Here is a 17,750-nt window from a genome sequence, read left to right on the forward strand (position 1 = left end):
ATCCTGTCTTATTGATTACGGGCATGTGCCGGTATATCAGCTAGTTGAGCGCGTTCGGCACACTTAAGCTGAATATATGAATGGGCACACGAAAACGCTGACCGTTTTCATCTTCCATTTCGTAATGGCCCTGCATACTGCCCACCGGTGTATCCAGTAATGCGCCACTGGTATACTGATATTCACTTGCAGGGTCGATATGGGGCTTTTTGCCTACAACTCCTTCACCCTGAACTTCAGTATTCTTACCGTTACCGTCGGTGATAAGCCAGTAGCGGTTCAGCAACTGAACGCGGGCATCACTGTGGTTACGGATAGTAATGTGGTAAGCAAAGGCGTATTTGTCAGGCCCGCTGGCCGGGTGATCCGGCAGGTGCCGTGTAGAAACGGAGACGATAATGCCTGGCGATGCCTGCATATCAGCATTCCCCGTCCCGTTTTGCTACCAGGTTGGCGACGGCAGCAAAATCTGTCAGTGATAAGGTTTCAGCCCTGGCTGCCGGTGACAGTCCCAGCGCTACTAATTCTTCTTCGCTCACCCAGTCGCCCAGACTGTTACGGATAGTCTTCCTGCGTTGATTAAACGCTGCAGAACAGACTTTTTCCAGTAACGTGACTGATGTTACTTCTACAGGAGGCTGGCTGTGGGGGATCAACCGTACCACCGCAGAGTCTACCTTCGGGGGCGGCTTGAACGCACCGGGAGGTACATGCAGAACCGGTACTACTGCGCAGTAGTATTGTGCCATAACCGACAGGCGGCCATAGCTCTTAGACCCCGGGCCGGCGGCAAGGCGGTTAACCACTTCCTTTTGCAACATAAAGTGCATGTCCTGCACTTTTCCGGCAAAGCTGAACAGGTGGAACATCAGCGGCGTGGAAATGTTGTAAGGCAGGTTACCGAATACTCTGAGTTTGCCTTTCGGGTCGGGCATGTCGGGCAGTAACGTGGAGAAATCGAGTTTCAGCGCGTCTTTTTCTACGATCGTCAGTTTACTGCCATGAAAAGGATGATGACGCAGCCGTTCGGCAAGGTCCCGGTCCAGTTCAACGACGGTAAGCTTTGAAACTTCTTCACAAACCGGATCGGTCAGTGCACCCAGACCCGGTCCGATTTCAACCAGATTCTCGCCATCAACAGGGTTAATGGCGCTGACAATATTGCCAATGACATAATCGTCATGCAGGAAATTCTGGCCAAACCGCTTTCGGGCGGTATGGCCTAAATGTGTTTTGCTCATTGTTGTTTGTTCGCTAACTCAATAGCTTTTTGCATAGCTTTTCTGAAGCTGCCTGCATCTGCTTCACCGGTGCCGGCTAAGTCACAGGCAGTGCCGTGGTCTACCGACGTCCGGATGAAGGGCAGGCCCAGCGTAATATTGACCGATGCACCAAATCCTTTGTATTTAAGCACCGGTAAACCTTGATCGTGATACATTGCTAGTACGACATCAGCATTGTCCAGATATTTAGGTTGGAAAATCGTATCGGCAGGTAACGGACCGGTAAGATCAAGACCTTCTTCCCGCAGTTCATCAAGGGCAGGGATGATGGTGATTAACTCTTCAGTACCCAGATGCCCACCTTCGCCAGCATGAGGATTCAGGCCGCAAACGTAAATTCGTGGCTTCTGAATGCCGAATTTAAGTTTCAAATCCGTGTTGATGATATGAATCACTTTATTCAGGCGATCTTTGGTGATGGCTTTGGATACATACTCCAGAGGAATATGGGTGGTGGCGAGCGCTACATTAAGGCCGTCAGTAGACAACAACATCACCACATCCATCGTATTCGACTGATGAGCGAAGTATTCTGTGTGACCACTGAAGGAAACACCGGCTTTGTTGATGATACTTTTGTTTACCGGTCCGGTAACCACCGCATCAAAGCCTTCTTCCATATTCGCCTGACAGGCCTGCCGCAGGGTTTCAACTACGTAATGACCGTTGTCGCTGTTCAGCTCACCGGGAATAACAGCTGTCGCTGTATCAATTTGTTGTAAATACAGTGTGCCCGCCGGCTGGATGGCATTGTTGCCGGCATCATACGGTTGCAGTTGAAGGGGCAGCCCGAGCAGTTGTGCACGGGCTTTAAGCATGTCGCCATCACAGAACACTACCAGCTGGGCATCCCACTGCTCCTGTGCCAGAGCAATGATGAGGTCAGGACCGATACCTGCGGGTTCGCCGGGAGTGACTGCTATTCTGATTGGCTTCATTTAACTAACCTGTTTTATTCCAGTACTTCAATGTAAGCAGCATCACGCATTTCACGCAACCAGGCTTCTGACTCTTCTTTAAATTTACGGTTGTACAGCAACTGAGAAGCTTTATCTTCTTTGCGTTTTTCTGTTGCATCGTCAAAGCGGCGGTCTAGTAGCTGCATTAAGTGCCAGCCAAACTGCGAGCGTACAGGCTGGCTGTATTCTCCGGGCTCAAGGCCTGCCAGCGCTTCACGGAATGCCGGTACATAGATGCTTGGATCTGACCAGCCTAATTCGCCGCCTTTCAAAGCAGAACCCGGGTCTTCAGAGTATTCTTTTGCCAGCTCACCGAAGTCGGCTTCACCGTCGATAACTTGCTGACGGAATTTCACCAGCATCTCACGGGCTTTTTCATCGCTTAAAATGATAGACGGTTTTATCAGAATGTGACGGGCATTCACTTCTTCAATGGTCACTTTTTCAATACCGCGGGTATCGATGACTTTCAGAATATGGAAACCTGCACCACTGCGGATAGGGCCAACCAGTGCTCCTTTCTCTTTACCCTGAACCGCTTCGGCAAACAGGGTCGGCATGGAGTTAATGTTCAGCCAGCCCATATCACCACCTTCCAGAGCGTTAGAGCCTGAAGATGAAGTAATAGCTATTTTGGCGAAGTCTGCGCCACCTTCGAGGATTTCGATAACTTTGTCTGCACGGTCGCGGGCGCTGGCAACGTCTTCGTCAGTGGGGCTGGAAGGCAGGCCAATCAGAATGTGGCCAAGGTTATATTCAGCCTGCTCGGCACCCTGCTGGTCCATTAATTTCACCAGACCACTGATTTCCTGAGGTGTGATGTATACCCGGCGGCGAACGTTAGCACGGGTCACTTCGCCTACGATAAGCTCTTCACGCACATCTTCACGGTAATCGTCGTAAGCAATGCCCTGCTGACGAAGTTCGTTGCGTAAATCTTCTACCGATGCGCCCTGTTGCTGGGCGATATTGGCGATGGTTTGCTCCAGTTGGGGATCACTGACCTGTACACCCATCCGTTCAGCCATTTGCATTTGCAGACTTTTGGTGATCAGGCGTTCAATTGCCTGAGTACGTAAAACACGGTCTGAAGGTAAAGCTTGTCCCTGTGCTTCTGCGTTACGCTTAACATCTGCAATCAGGTCTTCTATTTCACTTTCCAGAATAACGCCCTGGTCAACGATAACCGCTACGCGGTCAAGTGAAACAGGTTGCGCCATGCTCATAAATGAAAACAGGGCACTGATACAGATAGCGCGGATAATGAACTTCATAATCACTCTTTTTATCGGTTTATGCTTTGCTGCCGGCTGCGTTTAACAGCCGGGCGCATTAATTTAAACTATATGGCTGCCGGTAGCCAAATAATCCGTTCGACAACATATTATTGCCGGTGCTTCCTGAACCCATTCCTTTGAAAATGAATTGCATGGAAATACCGGAATCGAATTCATCGACAGATTGCGCACCGTCGGCGGCATAACGGTTACTTAACTGACGCTGGGCAACAATCTGAATGGCCCAGCAACAGGATTCATACTGCACGCCGAAGTAGTTTTCTACACTCCGGTTCAGGTCTAAATCACGGTATGTCCGGCCGACAAGTTGCCAGCGGTCGGATAAAGGCCAGGCGGCAGACAGTCCTACTTGGTCAATGGTTTCGCCGGAGAGTTCCCTCACATAGCGGTGCGTCAGCTGAATCAGCTTACTGCTGCTTTCCCTGTATTCAAACGTGGTGCTTGCGCGCTCTACTTTATCGGTTTCTGTGGCGATTTGAAAATCAGTATGGAAGAACCATTCATCATTTACCCGCCAGTCCAGCTCTGCGGCCAGTGCTGAACGGTCACCTTCTTTTGTCGCGGCAATGACTTTGTTTTCATCGAGGTAGAATATCTGACCCACACTGAGTACGAATTGTTCCCGGTTAGTCTTATCCAGCAGGCGGCTGGTTAACGCCACGGTAACCTGATTATTGTCGCTGATACGGTCAAGACCGGTAAATTCCTGACCACGGAAAAGACCTTCAACGTCAGTCAGCCACAGGGTGGTGTCGTAGAATCCGATCCCCTTCTGATCTTCGTAACTGGTATACAGATACTGGATCCGCGGCTCAAGGGTCATCGACATGTCTTTACTGAACCAGCTTTCGTCATTCTCGAAATACAATGCGCCGTAAAGTTTTCCCTGTCCCAGCGTCCGGTTCACTTTCTCTTCCAGTCCGGTTCCTTCGATATTTTTCTGGCGATAATATGTATTCAGCATGCTGGCTTCTGCGGAAAATTCTCCCCACTGTCGCTGAAAAGGTATCGCCAGTGTGGGCGCAGCGTGGAATCGCATCGCCGTCGGCGCATCCGGTGAGGTATTGTCAAACCAGGCAAGCTCTGAATCCAGGCGGAACTCAAGATAACGGGCCAGCGGATGAACATAATTCAATTTGGCTTCAGGCAGTGCACGGTAGGTGTCTGTGTAATCACCAATAATTTCGAAGTCTCTCACGTTCACCGAGAAAAGCACTTCATCAGAGCTGTAACTGACAGAGCCTGTCCGGAATAGGTGAGTATCAGCCCGGTTATAAAAATCACTGCCTAAATCAACAATGTAGTTGTCGTCGCTCAGTCCGTTAACATTCACTGAGGCGGTCCAGTTATCTGCGAAGTTCCCTTCATGGAATACGCGGTAGAAATAGCGGTCCGGATTCTCTGCCATGTCATTGTCCTGTGGCAGATATTCCATATTCAGCTGGCTGTAACTGGCTGCTGACATATGACGGAATTCCGTTTTCAGCTGCACGCCACGGGCACTCATAACCCTGGGGGACAGCGTCATGTCATAGTTGGGTGCCATATTCCAGTAGAAGGGCTGTTCGTAATCAACGCCGGTATTACTGGAGTTAGACACCTTAGGAAACAGAAAGCCGGTCTGACGCTGATTTGTGATCGGGAAGGCAAAATAAGGCAGATAAAATACCGGCACATTGCCCAGATAAAAGCGGGTGTGCTTGGCTTCACCCCAGGCTTTGCCCCGGCGGATACTGATTTCAGACGCGCGGATCAGCCACTCTTCTTCGCCTTCAGGACAGGTTGTGAAACTCACATCACGCAGAACAAGGCCATCCTGAGTATTTAACGCAATGGTACTGGCATCGCCGTGGCCGTTTGAACCGTTAAGATGATAAACCGTGTTTGACATAGTCAGGCTTTCATCTTTGGAATCAACATCCACGCTGTCAGATGCCACATGCAACTGCTTATCTGCGTATTCAACATCGCCCTTGGCATACAATTGCTGGCCGTTGTTATTGATCTGCGCCTGATCGGCACGGATAGTGGCAGAGTCTGAAGTAATATCGACGTTGCCGGAAAACAGAGCAACTTCCCGTTCAATGATTTCAGCACGGTTAGCCTCAACTTTCACTTCACCGGCCTGCATCAGCTTTTTACTGGAAAAACTGACCGGTGGCACAGGGCAAAACCCGGGCGAATCGTCATTTTTTTCGGCCGGAGACCGTGATTCTTGCGCCAGCGCGGCGGTGCTGCTCAGTGCGACAAGCAGAAAGGAGGCACAGGTTTTTTTCATGCGTCTGTGGGAGGCCTGTTTCGTGATCACAATGATATGTGACGGTGTCCTGAATCGTGGGTTCACTAATGCTTTCGCCAGCGAACCATAAAGTAAGCAATTCTAAGCACTTCTGGTGTCTGAGCCAACCGTCAAAGCTAAAAAATTGAAAAGTTTTACAGTGTTTTTGTCAATTCAGTGTTTTTTGACTTTGATCTTTACGGTTTGACGCCATATCTCATCGTTAATGTCATAAATTCCGTTTACTGTGCCGTCAGGGCAGAGTATCAAGTCAGGCAGCATTGCTATACAGTATTCATCAGCTGCTTTACGTCAATCAGGAGAAAGGTTGTATGTCTTTTTGGGGGAAAATCCTCGGCTTTGTATTTGGTTTTATGTTCCTGAAAATACCGGGAGCGATTCTGGGTCTAATCGTGGGGCACTTCTTCGATAAGGCTTACAGTCAGGATTTTAATCAGCTGGGCGGATTTGGCCGTTTCTTTACTGACCAGTCCGGAATGAAGCAGCAGGCAGTGTTTTTCCATGCGCTCTTTTCTTCACTGGGCCACCTGGCTAAATCCGATGGTCAGGTTACCGAGCGGGAGATAAAAATTGCTACAGTACTGATGGATGATATGCAGCTGACCGGCGATGCCCGCCGTGAAGCCCAGCAGGCATTCCGTGAAGGTAAATCATCCGCTTTTCCGCTGGCAGATACACTTAAAGGCCTGGTTGAGTCCTGCCATGGCCGCCGGGACATACTGCAAATGTTCCTGGAAATCCTGATTCAGGCCGCGTTTGCTGACGGCACGCTGTCCACACCAGAATACAAAGTGCTGGAAAAAGTCGCCATGGTGCTGAATTTCAAGCGAAAAGATCTGGATTTTCTGATTTCTGCTTATGAAGCGGAAATTCGATTCCGTCAGCGCGGCGGGCAGGGTGGTCAGCACGGTCATCAGCAACGGGCGCAGTCATATTCTGATACCCAGTCTCTGGACGATGCTTACAGTATTCTCGGTGTAACCGCGTCGGATGATGAGAAAACCATAAAACGTGCTTATCGCAAGCGCATGTCTGAGCATCATCCGGACAAACTGGTATCAAAAGGCTTACCGCAACAGGCGCTGGATATTGCCAAAGCCAAAGCGCAGGATATTCAGGCTGCCTATGAACTTATCAAAGAAAAGCGCGGGTTCTGATCCGGCATGGCAAAAGAGGTACTGAGCGACAAAAACCGGGCGTTAATTGACGAGTTCACCGATATGCTCTGGTTAGAGAAAGGGTTGAGTGAACATACCCAGCAGAGCTACCGCACTGACTTATCAAAACTGGCTCTGTTCTGTCAGGCGAAGGAAAAGATAGACGATATCAGCCTGCTGTACACTGAATCAGTGCAGGCCTGGTTACAGTACCGTCATGAGGCCGGCCTGTCTGCCCGCAGTACCCAGCGGGCCATGTCTGCCATGCGGGCGTTCTATATTTACCTTATCGGAAAGCAGGTACGTACCGATAACCCGGTGACTCAGCTGGCTAATCCGAAGTTGCCGAAAAAATTGCCTTCGTCATTAAGTGAAGCTCAGGTGGATGATTTGCTCAATGCGCCAAACCCCGAAGATCCGGTAGAGTGCCGTGACAAATGTATGCTGGAAGTGCTTTATGCCACAGGGTTGCGGGTCAGTGAACTCATTGGCTTACGGCTGGATCAGGTGAGTATTCAGCAAGGTGTTGTCAGGGTGACCGGTAAAGGCAATAAAGACCGTCTTGTGCCGCTGGGAGAGGACGCTGTCGACTGGATTGAAACCTACTGTAAAACTGCCAGACCTGAACTGATAAAACACCAGACAGATGTACTTTTTCTCAGCCTGCGGGGCGTGCAGATGACCAGGCAGACGTTCTGGCACCGCATCAAGCACTACGCCTCTGTTGCCGGTATCACACAACATTTATCGCCGCACACGTTGCGCCACGCATTTGCTACACATCTGTTAAACCACGGGGCTGATCTGCGGGTAGTGCAAATGTTACTTGGTCACAGTGATCTTTCTACCACACAAATTTACACCCATGTTGCCACCGAGCGGCTGCAAAACCTCATTCATACCCATCACCCGAGGGGATGAAGGTATTCTCATACGCTTTCTGCGGTGAAAGAATGATCACGGACTTTCAGATAACTTTTGCCGGGGTGAGATTGTGATAGTATTGCATAAGAATCTGTTTACGTATTGATACATGCGGGCGGCTGGCCTGCGTTCCGGGAGTTTTTGTGAAGAATATTCGTTATGCCGTGATGGTCGCGTTAGGTATTGTGCTTTCAACAGGGTGCTCGGCAGAATCTGATGCATCATCTGAATCCACCGGAAAGGCGCCAAGTCAGCCTGCGGCGACTGTAAACAGCAGTGCAGAGCAGGCGGTCAACGATAAAGTAAAAAGCATTGTGGGTGTTGAACCTGAAGCTATTGCTAATTCTCCTGTCGATGGTTTGCTGGAAGTGACTGCGGCGAATCAGGTGTTTTACGTAACTGAAAACGCAGATTATATGATGTTCGGTCACATGTACGATGTGAACGCGGGTATGAAAGATCTTACCGAAGTGGCGCTGGGTCAGGTTCGTCTTGATGCCATTGCACCGTTCGCTGATCAGGGCATCGAATTTAAAGCTGAAAACGAAAAACACGTAATGACAGTGTTTACAGACTACACCTGCGGCTATTGCAAGAAGTTACATCGTGAAGTAGACGAGTTAAATGAGGCCGGTATCACTGTACGTTATCTTGCCTGGCCCCGTGCCGGACTGGGTACAGAGAACTATGAAAACATGGTTTCTATCTGGTGTGCAAAGAATCCGCAGGAAGCGTTAACCCGCGCGAAATCAATCGCTAACCCGACCTTTGCAAAAGAAGATTGCGATAACACTGTCGCCGAACAATTTGTTGCCGGCCGTAAACTGGGGATCCGTGGTACGCCTGCCATCATTTTTGATAACGGAACCATGTTGCCGGGTTATAAGCCTGCAGACGTCCTGATCCAAGAAATCGCACAAACTGAATAATATGTCGTTACCCATTGTGAGACGGGAGCTTTGCTCTGACTTCCGTTTGAGCACACAACTGCACCCTGTACTTGACAGGGTGTACCGCGGCCGCGCTATCCGGAATATTGACGAGCTGGATAACGCTGTAAAACAACTCTCCCATTACAACCTGCTTAAAGGCATCGACGCTGCGTCGGCTTGCCTGGTTGACGCTATCAAAATGCAAAAGCGGGTCACCATTATCGGTGACTTCGATGCCGACGGTGCAACTTCCACCGCTGTTTGTGTACTGGCGCTGCGCCAGTTAGGCTTGCAGCAGGTGAACTATCTTGTGCCTAACCGGTTTGATTTCGGCTACGGCCTCAGTGAGCAGATTGTTGATGTCGCGTATGAGCAGGGTACCGATATCTTACTTACCGTTGATAATGGTATTGCCTGCCTTGCCGGTGTGAAGAGGGCGAAAGCGCTGGGGCTCACCGTTATCGTGACGGACCACCATTTGCCGGGAAACACGCTGCCTGATGCCGATGCGATTGTGAATCCCAACCAGCCGGGCTGTGAATTTCCGTCAAAGAATCTGGCCGGCGTTGGTGTAGCCTTTTATCTGATGCTGTCTTTACGGGCAGCGTTACAGCAACAAGGCTGGTTTGAAGGCAAACAGCCGCCTAACCTGGCGACGCTTCTGGATATCGTTGCAGTAGGCACCGTTGCCGATGTTGTTGCGCTGGATAAGAACAACCGTGTTCTGGTGTATCAGGGCCTGCAACGCATTCGCAGTGGACATTGCCGGCCGGGCATTCAGGCTCTGTTCGAAATTGCTAACCGCAATAAGCCGCTGGCTTACCTCACCAGTACCGATCTGGGATTTGTTATCGGGCCCAGGCTGAACGCAGCCGGACGGCTGGACGATATGGCGCTGGGAATAGAGTGTTTACTTTGCGATGATCCGTTGCAGGCACGCCATATGGCAGCCGAGCTTGACCGTCTGAATTTACAACGGCGGGCCATAGAAACCGAAATGAAAGAAGAGGCAGAAGCGGCACTGGCTTCTGTTTCTGTGGGCGAGGACCTGCCTCCTGCACTGGTGATGTACCAGCCCCATTTCCATCAGGGCGTCATTGGCATTGTGGCCGGACGCTTAAAAGAAAAGCATCACCGGCCGGTTATTGTCTTTGCCAACCAGGACGACAACACCATTAAAGGCTCTGCGCGCTCCATTCCCGGTTTGCATATCCGTGATATTCTCGATGAAGTGAATACCGGCTGGCCGGGTGTGATCGACAAGTTTGGCGGCCATGCTATGGCGGCGGGTTTAAGCCTGGCAACAGATGCGCTGGGTCAGTTTGAAAAGGCGTTTCATCATGTCACCCTGCGTCATCTGGCGAATATTGATTGCGAAAGAAAAATACTGTCTGATGGTGAGCTGGCTGCTGACGAAATAGATTTAAGTCTGGCTCATGCCTTGCGTCAGGCCGGCCCGTTCGGTCAGGGCTTTGATGCCCCTAAGTTTGACGGTGTGCTGGATATTGTTGATCAACGCATGGTAGGCGAAAACAAAAATCACCTTAAGCTGGTATTCCGTAAGGCAAACGGCGAAGAAGTAGACGGCATTGCATTTGGTGTAGACACCACAGTATGGCCAAATGCCGGTATCCTGCGCGCACAGGTGGTGTATCAGCTCGATATTAACACCTTCCGGGGACGGGAGTCCGTTCAACTGCTTATTGAAGAGATCGTGCCCGGTGAATGACGGTAAAGCACTCACAGAGAAGCATCAGGCGCTGACCCATAGTGAAAACTGCAAAGTCGTGTCTCACGTTCAGCGTGAAGAAGGCGAGTGGGTGCGTCATACGTTGATGCTCGAAGGTGTGGACGTGCCCTTCATTTTCCGGCGTAAACAACAGTATCAGTCACTCAAAGGGGCCAGGGTCAACCTGACCTATTATCGTCAGCAGGAGGAAGTGGCGGGTATCCCTTTTGAAACAATGAAAGTGGTCCGGATCAAGCGGAGTTAACCCCCAGATGAGTCAGCCAGACTGGTCAGATGCTTATGTGCTCCACCGCCGTCCGTACCGGGAAACGTCTTATATTGTTGATTTCTTTTCCTTGCAAACCGGTAAGGTCAGCGCGGTAGCGAAAGGCGTGAGAAGCAGCAAGAATGAGCGCAAAAGCCTGTTGCAACCCTTCCGTAAAGTGCGCATCCAGCTCAGCGGAAAAACCGATCTTAAAAACCTCAGACAAATTGAAAGTGGCGGGCCGGTGCCCATGCTGGCAGGGAACGATTTGTTTTGTGCCATGTATTTAAATGAAATACTTAACCGTGTCATGCCGGCGGGCCTCGCCAGTGATACAGTGTATGCCCAATATGAGCACGCCCTGAATTCCCTTATCGTTCAACCTGATATTGAAAAAACATTACGTGAGTTTGAGTTTTCTCTGTTAGAAGAAATGGGTATGCTCGCGGACTGGTTTACTGACGGGCTGAGCGGTGAAGCCATTGAGCCTGATGGCTGGTATCTGTATTCACCGGAACAGGGGTTTGTGGCCTGTCATCAGCCCGGGCATAAACACCGGTTGCCGGGAACGACGCTTATCGAATTAGGAAACGGTGAATGGACCGCGCTGTCGCGACGGGCTGCGAAATTAATCAACCGCCAGGCACTGCATCAATTGCTGGGCGGTAAACCGTTAAAAAGCAGAGAATTATTTCGCGCTTAGGCGGTGGCTGACGCCTATTTTCCTGAGTCAGCGGGGAACTTCTTTGCTACAATCTTCACACTTTATTGCCAGGGTTATCTATCCATGAACGACATCTTACTGGGCGTTAACATTGACCATATTGCCACGCTGCGAAACGCACGGGGTACGAATTATCCCGATCCTGTACATGCCGCTGACGTGGCCGAGCGGGCAGGCGCCGATGGGATCACTGTGCATTTACGGGAAGATCGCCGTCATATTAAAGATCGTGACGTGGATTTACTGGCACAAACGATCAACACCCGTCTGAATCTGGAAATGGCAGTGACAGACGAAATGCTGCAGATAGCGTTGAAAACACAGCCTGCTTTTTGCTGTCTGGTGCCGGAAAAGCGTGAAGAGCTGACCACAGAAGGTGGTCTGGATGTCGCCGGTAATTTTGATGCAGTGAAAAACGCTTGTACCGTGCTGGGTGAAGCGGGTATTCAGGTTTCCCTGTTTATTGATGCAGACGAGAAGCAAATTGATGCGGCCATTGAATGTGGTGCGCCTTATATCGAAATTCACACCGGTCAGTATGCTGAAGCAAAAAATGAGCGTGAACAGGAAGTGGAACTGGCACGGCTTAAAAAAGGTATTCACTATGCCGCTAAAAAAGGCCTGAAAGTTAACGCCGGTCACGGCCTGCACTACCATAACGTGAAGCCTGTCGCCGCCATTCCTGAAATCATTGAGCTGAATATCGGTCACGCCATTATTGCCCGTGCGGCGTTTGATGGTCTGGCAAAAGCCGTCGCTGATATGCGTGCGCTGATGCAGGAAACCCGTGCAGGAAAAGCAGGCTGAGCATGGCCATTGTGGGAATGGGCACGGACATTGTCGAAATTGCCCGTATAGAAGACGCTCTGTCCCGTTCAGCGCGGATAGCCAGCCGTGTACTTACTGAGCAGGAAATGGTTATCTTCGGAGCGAGCCCTGAACCGGCAAGATATCTGGCTAAGCGGTTCGCGGTGAAAGAGGCAGCGGTCAAAGCATTGGGCACGGGGATTGGCCGGGGGATCAGCTGGCATCATATCTGTGTGAGTAACAATGAGTCCGGCGCCCCTTTTCTGACCTTTAGTGATGAATTTGCAAAACGCTGTAAAGAAAAGGGCGTTGTTCGCAGTCATGTCTCCATTTCTGATGAGCAGCATTACGCTACTGCTACTGTTATTTTAGAATCATAATTATGGTCAGTTTCTATAAGCCGGCAAAGTCGTCGAAAAAAACACAAACCGGTAAAACAGTCACCGTTCAACGTTGGGACATGACTGGACAAGGTGTGTGTAACGACAGCAAACCAGTACTGTTTGTAGATGGTGCGCTGCCCGGCGAAAAAGTTGATGTGCTGGTTACACAACAACAAAAGCGCTTCGCAAGAGCGTCGGTAAAAAAAATCCTCACGTCCAGTCCTCATCGGGTAACACCCTTTTGCGACCTCGCTGATCGATGTGGCGGTTGCCAGTTGCAACATGCAGATGCCGGTGCGGCACTCACATATCGTCAGGAAGCGCTGGATAGCTGGTGGAAATTACAGTTTGGGTTAGATCACATTCCCTGGACCGCAGCGGTTACCGGAGAACGTCGAGGTTATCGCCGGAAGGCCCGGCTCGCCACAGACGCACGAAATGACAAACAGTTTAAGTTAGGTTACCGGGAAGAGCAGGGTAAGCAGGTGGTGGATGTTGACCTGTGCCCTGTACTGCAACCCGGATTATCTGCGCTGATCGCGCCTTTAAAAGCACTTCTGTCGGGTCACTCTGCCCGTAAACATGTGGGCCATGTCACCTTACTTGCCGGCGATAATGTGAATGCTGTTTCTGTGCGGCTGACTAAACCCATGTCCCCGGCATTCGGCGATGCACTGATAGCATTTGCTGTTGAGCATAAAGTAAACATGACCGTGGAAGGACAGGAAGGCACGCTTACATTGCATAAAGAAGCGGAGCTGTATTGCACCACAGAACCCGGATTGAGTTTGTCTCCGGCGGCAGATGATTTTGTTCAGGTAAACGGGCCGGTTAACGCTATGATGGTGGCACAGGCCATGGAGTGGTTGAATCCGCAGCCCGGTGAAAAAATTGCCGACTGGTTCAGCGGGCTGGGTAACTTTTCCCTGTCGCTGGCAAAACGGGGAGCACAGGTGCAGGCCGTTGAGGGCGTGGCTGAAATGGTGCAGCGGGCTAAAGAAAATGCGTCAAAACAGGGCGTAGACAATGTGAACTGGTTACATCTGGATTTGTCTGATGAACAGGTGGTAGCTCAGGCTCTGAGCGGCGGTGTTGATAAACTGTTGCTGGATCCCTCGCGGGAAGGCGCGTATGCCGTATGTGAAATCCTGACACGACAACGGGTAAAATCAATTTTGTATGTTTCTTGCAATCCGGGTACTCTGACAAGAGATGCGCAGTGCCTTCTGGCGTCCGGGTATGCAATCGAGCGCGTGGGGCTCATTGAAATGTTTCCCCATACCCGACATCTGGAAGTCATGATGTTATTAACGGACCACAAGAACAAAGCATAAGCGAGTTGATGTTTTATGGTATCAACACGAAAAGTACATGAGCCTGACAGACCCTCATTTGAAGCCTGGTTAAATAGTCTGTCGTTAAGTGATACTACAAAAGAAAAATTAAAAGCAGTGTCCCATATGCCTGACCGTCTGCTGGTCGGGCAGGAAATGGTGGAAATTCTGCATCAGCTGAACATGGATGATGCCACGCTGCAGGCGGCACTGGTGTACCCGTATTGTGAAAAGCATAATCTCACCGATACTGACGTGCTGGCGGAATTTGGTGAAGAGATCAGCGATCTGATCAATGGTGTCCGCCGCATGGACGCTATCAAAACTCTGCACAGCCGCCGCCGGAACGAATCTTCCCTGTCTGTTCCTGACGAACAACATATCGACAGCATCCGCCGGATGTTACTTGCTATGGTGGAAGATGTCCGCGCCGTGGTAATTAAGATGGCTGAACGGATTTGTGCACTGCAACAGGTTAAAAAAGCCGACGAAGAGACCCGGGTGCTGGTTGCCAGAGAGTGTGCGACGATTTATGCGCCGCTGGCAAACCGTCTGGGTATCGGTCAGTTAAAGTGGGAGCTGGAAGACCTGGCTTTCCGCTACCTGCATCCGAAAACTTATAAAGATATTGCTCAACAGCTCGATGGTAAGCGCAAGGAGCGGGCAACCTACATTCAGAATGTCGTGTTTGACTTACAGGCACTGGTGGATAACGAGTACATCAAAGCGGAAGTCTACGGCCGCCCTAAGCATATCTACAGCATCTGGAAAAAGATGCAGAAAAAGCACCTTACTTTTGAGCAGCTTTTTGATATTCGTGCGGTACGCATCATTGCTGAACGGTTGCAGGATTGTTATGCCGCATTGGGTACCGTTCACGCAAACTATAAACATATTCCCAAAGAGTTTGACGACTATATCGCCACACCAAAACCGAATGGATACCAGTCTATCCATACGGTCATTGTGGGGCCGGAAGGCAAGCCCGTTGAAATTCAAATCCGTACTCAGCAAATGCATCAGGATGCAGAACTGGGTGTGGCAGCCCACTGGAAATATAAAGAAGGGTCTACCGGAAAGGCATCCGGTTACGATGAACGCATTAACTGGCTGCGCCGCATTCTTGCCTGGCAGGAAGAAGTGGCGGAGAGCGGCGACCTGGTCGAAGAATTACGTAGTCAGGTATTCGATGACCGTGTGTATGTGTTTACCCCTAAAGGGGATGTTGTCGACCTGCCACAGGGCGCAACGCCGCTGGATTTTGCCTATTACATTCACAGTAACGTCGGTCACCGGTGTATCGGCGCTAAAGTAAACGGGCGTATTGTGCCATTTACCTACCAGTTGCAAAGCGGAGACCAGGTAGAAATTCATACCGGTAAAGAGCTCAACCCGAGCCGTGACTGGATGCATCCCGGGCTTGGCTATGTGCACTCATCCAGAGCCAGAGCGACTATTCACTCGTTCTTTAAAAAGCAGGATAAAGAGAAAAACCTGCTGGCCGGAAAGGAAATGCTGGAACGGGAATTATCCCGTGCCCACTTGCCGGTGAAAGTACCTGCCGAAGCGTGTGAGAAGTACAATCTCCAGCACGTGGACGATCTCTACGCCGCCATCGGTGTGGGTGATATCCGTGTGATGACGGTGGTGAATCATATTCAGCACCTGCTGGAGCCGGAGCCGGCAGAAGAGCCGGAAATCAGTCCGAAGGTGAAAACCCGCAAGAATGCCGGCTCTAAAGGCAAGCAGGATACAGTTGTCATTGAAGGGGTTGGTCACCTGATGAGTCAGCTGGCGAACTGCTGTAAGCCTGTACCCGGTGAATCCATTATGGGTTATATCACGCAGGGGCGGGGTGTCAGTGTGCACAAAGAAAACTGCGATCAGTTGCAGCATTTGTTAGAACAGCATCCTGAAAGACAAATTGAAGTCAGCTGGTCGACACAGTTAAATGTGGGTTTTGAAACCGGTATCGACATTTTCTGTTCAGACCGGACTGGTCTGCTCAGAGATATCACTACTGTACTGGCAAACGAGAGTGTGGCGCTGCTTGGCGTTAACAGTCTGAGTGATAAAACCCGCCAGACGGCGATGATTTCTATTTCGGTAGAAGTGCCGGACCGTCAGGTTTTATCAAAAGTGATGACCCGGCTGTTGCAGTTAAAAGGTGTGGTTGATGTCAAACGTAAAACCGGTTAACGGTAATGCTGAGGCGTTCTTCAAAGCCACCGATCCCACATTGCCTGCGCTCAAATATGCGCAGGCCTTGCAGCAGCGCTGTCGGGACGTGGGCTTTGACTGGCATGAAACACAGCCGGTGCTGGATAAAATAAAAGAAGAAGTCGATGAAGTTCAGCAGGAACTGGATGCAAGCCCAGTGGACAAAGGCCGGCTTCAGGAAGAAATTGGCGATGCTTTGTTCGCCATCGTCAATTTAGCCCGCCATATGGATATTGATGCCGATCAGGCGCTGCGTGAAGCCAGTGAAAAATTCCGCTACAGGTTCGAACACGTGGTTGCGCTGGCCAATGAAGAAGGCCGGGCACTAGCCGGTTACGACTTGCCGTCTTTAGAATCCTTCTGGGTAAAAGCTAAAGCGGCTGAGGTTGCAAAGCAGAAATCTCGTTAAGTAACGCGTAAGGTGCTTCTATCCAGTCGGGGTTTTCAAAAGAGTATGACAACACATTTGATTCCAGCAGATGCACAACCCGCTTCCCCTTTTTTACCATGTCCCATGCTTTGCGGTGCTCAGGGTAGCGGTTAAATATTTTCGCCAGTTCTCCGGATTTCAACAGCCTTGTCAGTCCGTCCTGCAATCTTTGTTGTAATTCGGGCGCATGGGGGGCGACAAAAAAATATTCGTAGCTGGGGTAAATGATCAGATGATTCTGCTCGATAGTCAGCTTATCGCTGTTGTGATAGGACAAATCTCTGTATACCTCCACCACATTACGGGGAAAATAATCGATGATCCCTTCTTCGAGACTGCGGTACATGGTGGTGTACCAGTCACTCCAACTGATACTGGCAACTGTAAAATCGTGATACTGCAAAATTTTGGTGTCCGGCCAGTCACTCCCCTGAACCGATGTCATCAACTTAATACCATCAAGGGTCTGTCCCGGGCCAAAGGCATTTTGCTTATTTTTATTGATTACGAAAATACGGTGACCGCCTAACCCTTGCAGTAAAGGGAACCTTACCGGCAGTAGTTGTTGTTCAAGTTCATCAGTGGTCACACTCCACATGATGTCGCTTTCACCCCGAAGCAGCGTGAGAATTTGTCGCCCCTGCGGCATGGGGAAAGGATGTCTCTCAAGGGTCACAGCACCGTAGTCTTTTTCAGTGACGCGCAGTGCCGCGCGCAGCACATCTATATGGTACACGCCGTAGGTCGGGCCGGCGAAGGATTGAGTAAAGGTATAAGTTTGAGACAACGCGGGAGCGCTGCACATGAAAGAGCACAGTAGAGTAATGCACAGAAGCAGCCTCTGGCAGATATATCGTATTTTTATAAGCAAAGTTTGTTGTCTGCCGGATGTGTGCGTAAACACTATTTAATCTAGCTTAATAATTGAGCAATGCCAATTTTTTATTTAATTGTCAGAAATTTCCCGTCAGGGGTTCGCTTTTTATTCAAATCCTGTATAATTCGC

Annotated in this window: 17 protein-coding genes; 11 read left to right on the plus strand and 6 right to left on the minus strand. The window is 50.2% G+C overall.

The features are described from left to right. Positions 1-40 precede the first annotated feature (40 nt). From apaG to ACXAH4_RS07030, 5 genes are read right to left on the minus strand one after another with little or no spacing between them, the layout of a single operon-like run. On the minus strand, positions 41-418 hold the full coding sequence (gene apaG / locus ACXAH4_RS07010) for a Co2+/Mg2+ efflux protein ApaG (RefSeq protein WP_303573707.1): 378 nt from the start codon (positions 416-418) through the stop codon (positions 41-43). Between the two features lies 1 nt (position 419). Then, positions 420-1,241, minus strand: a complete 822-nt coding sequence (gene rsmA / locus ACXAH4_RS07015; protein WP_474881270.1) for a 16S rRNA (adenine(1518)-N(6)/adenine(1519)-N(6))-dimethyltransferase RsmA — start codon at positions 1,239-1,241, stop codon at positions 420-422. Beyond that, positions 1,238-2,221, minus strand: coding sequence for a 4-hydroxythreonine-4-phosphate dehydrogenase PdxA (gene pdxA, locus ACXAH4_RS07020; protein ID WP_119500149.1), 984 nt, complete (start codon positions 2,219-2,221; stop codon positions 1,238-1,240). The genes rsmA and pdxA overlap by 4 nt, the downstream gene beginning before the upstream one ends. Before the next feature lie 14 nt (positions 2,222-2,235). Then, a complete protein-coding gene (surA, locus tag ACXAH4_RS07025; protein ID WP_119500150.1) occupies positions 2,236-3,516 on the minus strand; it encodes a peptidylprolyl isomerase SurA in 1,281 nt (426 codons plus the stop codon). Positions 3,517-3,574: 58 nt separating this feature from the next. After that, positions 3,575-5,818 carry an LPS-assembly protein LptD gene (locus ACXAH4_RS07030; RefSeq protein WP_474852402.1) on the minus strand — a complete coding sequence of 748 codons (2,244 nt, stop codon included), beginning with the start codon at positions 5,816-5,818 and terminating at the stop codon, positions 3,575-3,577. Positions 5,819-6,150: 332 nt separating this feature from the next. Between ACXAH4_RS07030 and djlA the strand changes: the two genes are divergently transcribed. From djlA to ACXAH4_RS07085, 11 genes are all read left to right on the plus strand, one after another. Next, positions 6,151-6,996 (plus strand): co-chaperone DjlA, encoded by an 846-nt coding sequence (gene djlA / locus ACXAH4_RS07035; RefSeq protein ID WP_474844942.1) that lies wholly within the window; start codon positions 6,151-6,153, stop codon positions 6,994-6,996. A 6-nt stretch (positions 6,997-7,002) separates the two neighbouring features. Continuing rightward, on the plus strand, positions 7,003-7,917 hold the full coding sequence (gene xerD, locus ACXAH4_RS07040; protein ID WP_474844941.1) for a site-specific tyrosine recombinase XerD: 915 nt from the start codon (positions 7,003-7,005) through the stop codon (positions 7,915-7,917). Positions 7,918-8,063: 146 nt separating this feature from the next. Next, the gene (locus ACXAH4_RS07045) at positions 8,064-8,849 is read left to right on the plus strand and encodes a DsbC family protein (protein ID WP_474881271.1); all 786 of its coding nucleotides are present in this window, start codon (positions 8,064-8,066) and stop codon (positions 8,847-8,849) included. Between the two features lies 1 nt (position 8,850). Continuing rightward, on the plus strand, positions 8,851-10,581 hold the full coding sequence (gene recJ / locus ACXAH4_RS07050) for a single-stranded-DNA-specific exonuclease RecJ (RefSeq protein ID WP_474881273.1): 1,731 nt from the start codon (positions 8,851-8,853) through the stop codon (positions 10,579-10,581). Then, a complete protein-coding gene (locus ACXAH4_RS07055; RefSeq protein ID WP_474844939.1) occupies positions 10,574-10,846 on the plus strand; it encodes a hypothetical protein in 273 nt (90 codons plus the stop codon). Before recJ ends, ACXAH4_RS07055 begins: the two co-directional genes overlap by 8 nt. 7 nt (positions 10,847-10,853) lie before the next feature. Continuing rightward, complete coding sequence (gene recO, locus ACXAH4_RS07060; RefSeq protein ID WP_474881274.1) at positions 10,854-11,549, plus strand: DNA repair protein RecO; 696 nt, start codon at positions 10,854-10,856, stop codon at positions 11,547-11,549. Positions 11,550-11,633: 84 nt separating this feature from the next. Further along, positions 11,634-12,377 carry a pyridoxine 5'-phosphate synthase gene (gene pdxJ / locus ACXAH4_RS07065; RefSeq protein WP_474881276.1) on the plus strand — a complete coding sequence of 248 codons (744 nt, stop codon included), beginning with the start codon at positions 11,634-11,636 and terminating at the stop codon, positions 12,375-12,377. Positions 12,378-12,379: 2 nt separating this feature from the next. Further along, entirely contained in the window at positions 12,380-12,757 is a 378-nt protein-coding gene (acpS, locus tag ACXAH4_RS07070) for a holo-ACP synthase (protein ID WP_474844936.1), read from the plus strand. Between the two features lie 2 nt (positions 12,758-12,759). Further along, positions 12,760-14,094 carry a 23S rRNA (uracil(1939)-C(5))-methyltransferase RlmD gene (rlmD, locus tag ACXAH4_RS07075; RefSeq protein WP_474844935.1) on the plus strand — a complete coding sequence of 445 codons (1,335 nt, stop codon included), beginning with the start codon at positions 12,760-12,762 and terminating at the stop codon, positions 14,092-14,094. A gap of 15 nt (positions 14,095-14,109) precedes the next feature. After that, the gene (relA, locus tag ACXAH4_RS07080) at positions 14,110-16,293 is read left to right on the plus strand and encodes a GTP diphosphokinase (protein WP_474881277.1); all 2,184 of its coding nucleotides are present in this window, start codon (positions 14,110-14,112) and stop codon (positions 16,291-16,293) included. After that, on the plus strand, positions 16,271-16,723 hold the full coding sequence (locus tag ACXAH4_RS07085) for a MazG nucleotide pyrophosphohydrolase domain-containing protein (RefSeq protein ID WP_474852415.1): 453 nt from the start codon (positions 16,271-16,273) through the stop codon (positions 16,721-16,723). Before relA ends, ACXAH4_RS07085 begins: the two co-directional genes overlap by 23 nt. Here ACXAH4_RS07085 and ACXAH4_RS07090 read toward each other — a convergent pair. Beyond that, positions 16,686-17,549, minus strand: coding sequence for a hypothetical protein (locus ACXAH4_RS07090; protein ID WP_474852416.1), 864 nt, complete (start codon positions 17,547-17,549; stop codon positions 16,686-16,688). The genes ACXAH4_RS07085 and ACXAH4_RS07090 overlap by 38 nt on opposite strands. Positions 17,550-17,750: the final 201 nt, after the last annotated feature.

Source organism: Alteromonas sp. ABV2_168 (assembly GCF_056161165.1).

What these genes read in the sequence shown, in the direction of transcription:
- relA (WP_474881277.1), top strand. Translation starts at nt 14,110, where the DNA reads ATGGTATCAACACGAAAAGTACATGAGCCTGACAGACCCTCATTTGAA.
- ACXAH4_RS07030 (WP_474852402.1), bottom strand. Translation starts at nt 5,818, where the DNA reads ATGAAAAAAACCTGTGCCTCCTTTCTGCTTGTCGCACTGAGCAGCACC.
- pdxJ (WP_474881276.1), top strand. Translation starts at nt 11,634, where the DNA reads ATGAACGACATCTTACTGGGCGTTAACATTGACCATATTGCCACGCTG.
- xerD (WP_474844941.1), top strand. Translation starts at nt 7,003, where the DNA reads ATGGCAAAAGAGGTACTGAGCGACAAAAACCGGGCGTTAATTGACGAG.
- apaG (WP_303573707.1), bottom strand. Translation starts at nt 418, where the DNA reads ATGCAGGCATCGCCAGGCATTATCGTCTCCGTTTCTACACGGCACCTG.
- recJ (WP_474881273.1), top strand. Translation starts at nt 8,851, where the DNA reads ATGTCGTTACCCATTGTGAGACGGGAGCTTTGCTCTGACTTCCGTTTG.
- ACXAH4_RS07090 (WP_474852416.1), bottom strand. Translation starts at nt 17,549, where the DNA reads ATGTGCAGCGCTCCCGCGTTGTCTCAAACTTATACCTTTACTCAATCC.
- acpS (WP_474844936.1), top strand. Translation starts at nt 12,380, where the DNA reads ATGGCCATTGTGGGAATGGGCACGGACATTGTCGAAATTGCCCGTATA.
- pdxA (WP_119500149.1), bottom strand. Translation starts at nt 2,221, where the DNA reads ATGAAGCCAATCAGAATAGCAGTCACTCCCGGCGAACCCGCAGGTATC.
- recO (WP_474881274.1), top strand. Translation starts at nt 10,854, where the DNA reads ATGAGTCAGCCAGACTGGTCAGATGCTTATGTGCTCCACCGCCGTCCG.
- ACXAH4_RS07085 (WP_474852415.1), top strand. Translation starts at nt 16,271, where the DNA reads ATGTCAAACGTAAAACCGGTTAACGGTAATGCTGAGGCGTTCTTCAAA.
- djlA (WP_474844942.1), top strand. Translation starts at nt 6,151, where the DNA reads ATGTCTTTTTGGGGGAAAATCCTCGGCTTTGTATTTGGTTTTATGTTC.
- surA (WP_119500150.1), bottom strand. Translation starts at nt 3,516, where the DNA reads ATGAAGTTCATTATCCGCGCTATCTGTATCAGTGCCCTGTTTTCATTT.
- rlmD (WP_474844935.1), top strand. Translation starts at nt 12,760, where the DNA reads ATGGTCAGTTTCTATAAGCCGGCAAAGTCGTCGAAAAAAACACAAACC.
- rsmA (WP_474881270.1), bottom strand. Translation starts at nt 1,241, where the DNA reads ATGAGCAAAACACATTTAGGCCATACCGCCCGAAAGCGGTTTGGCCAG.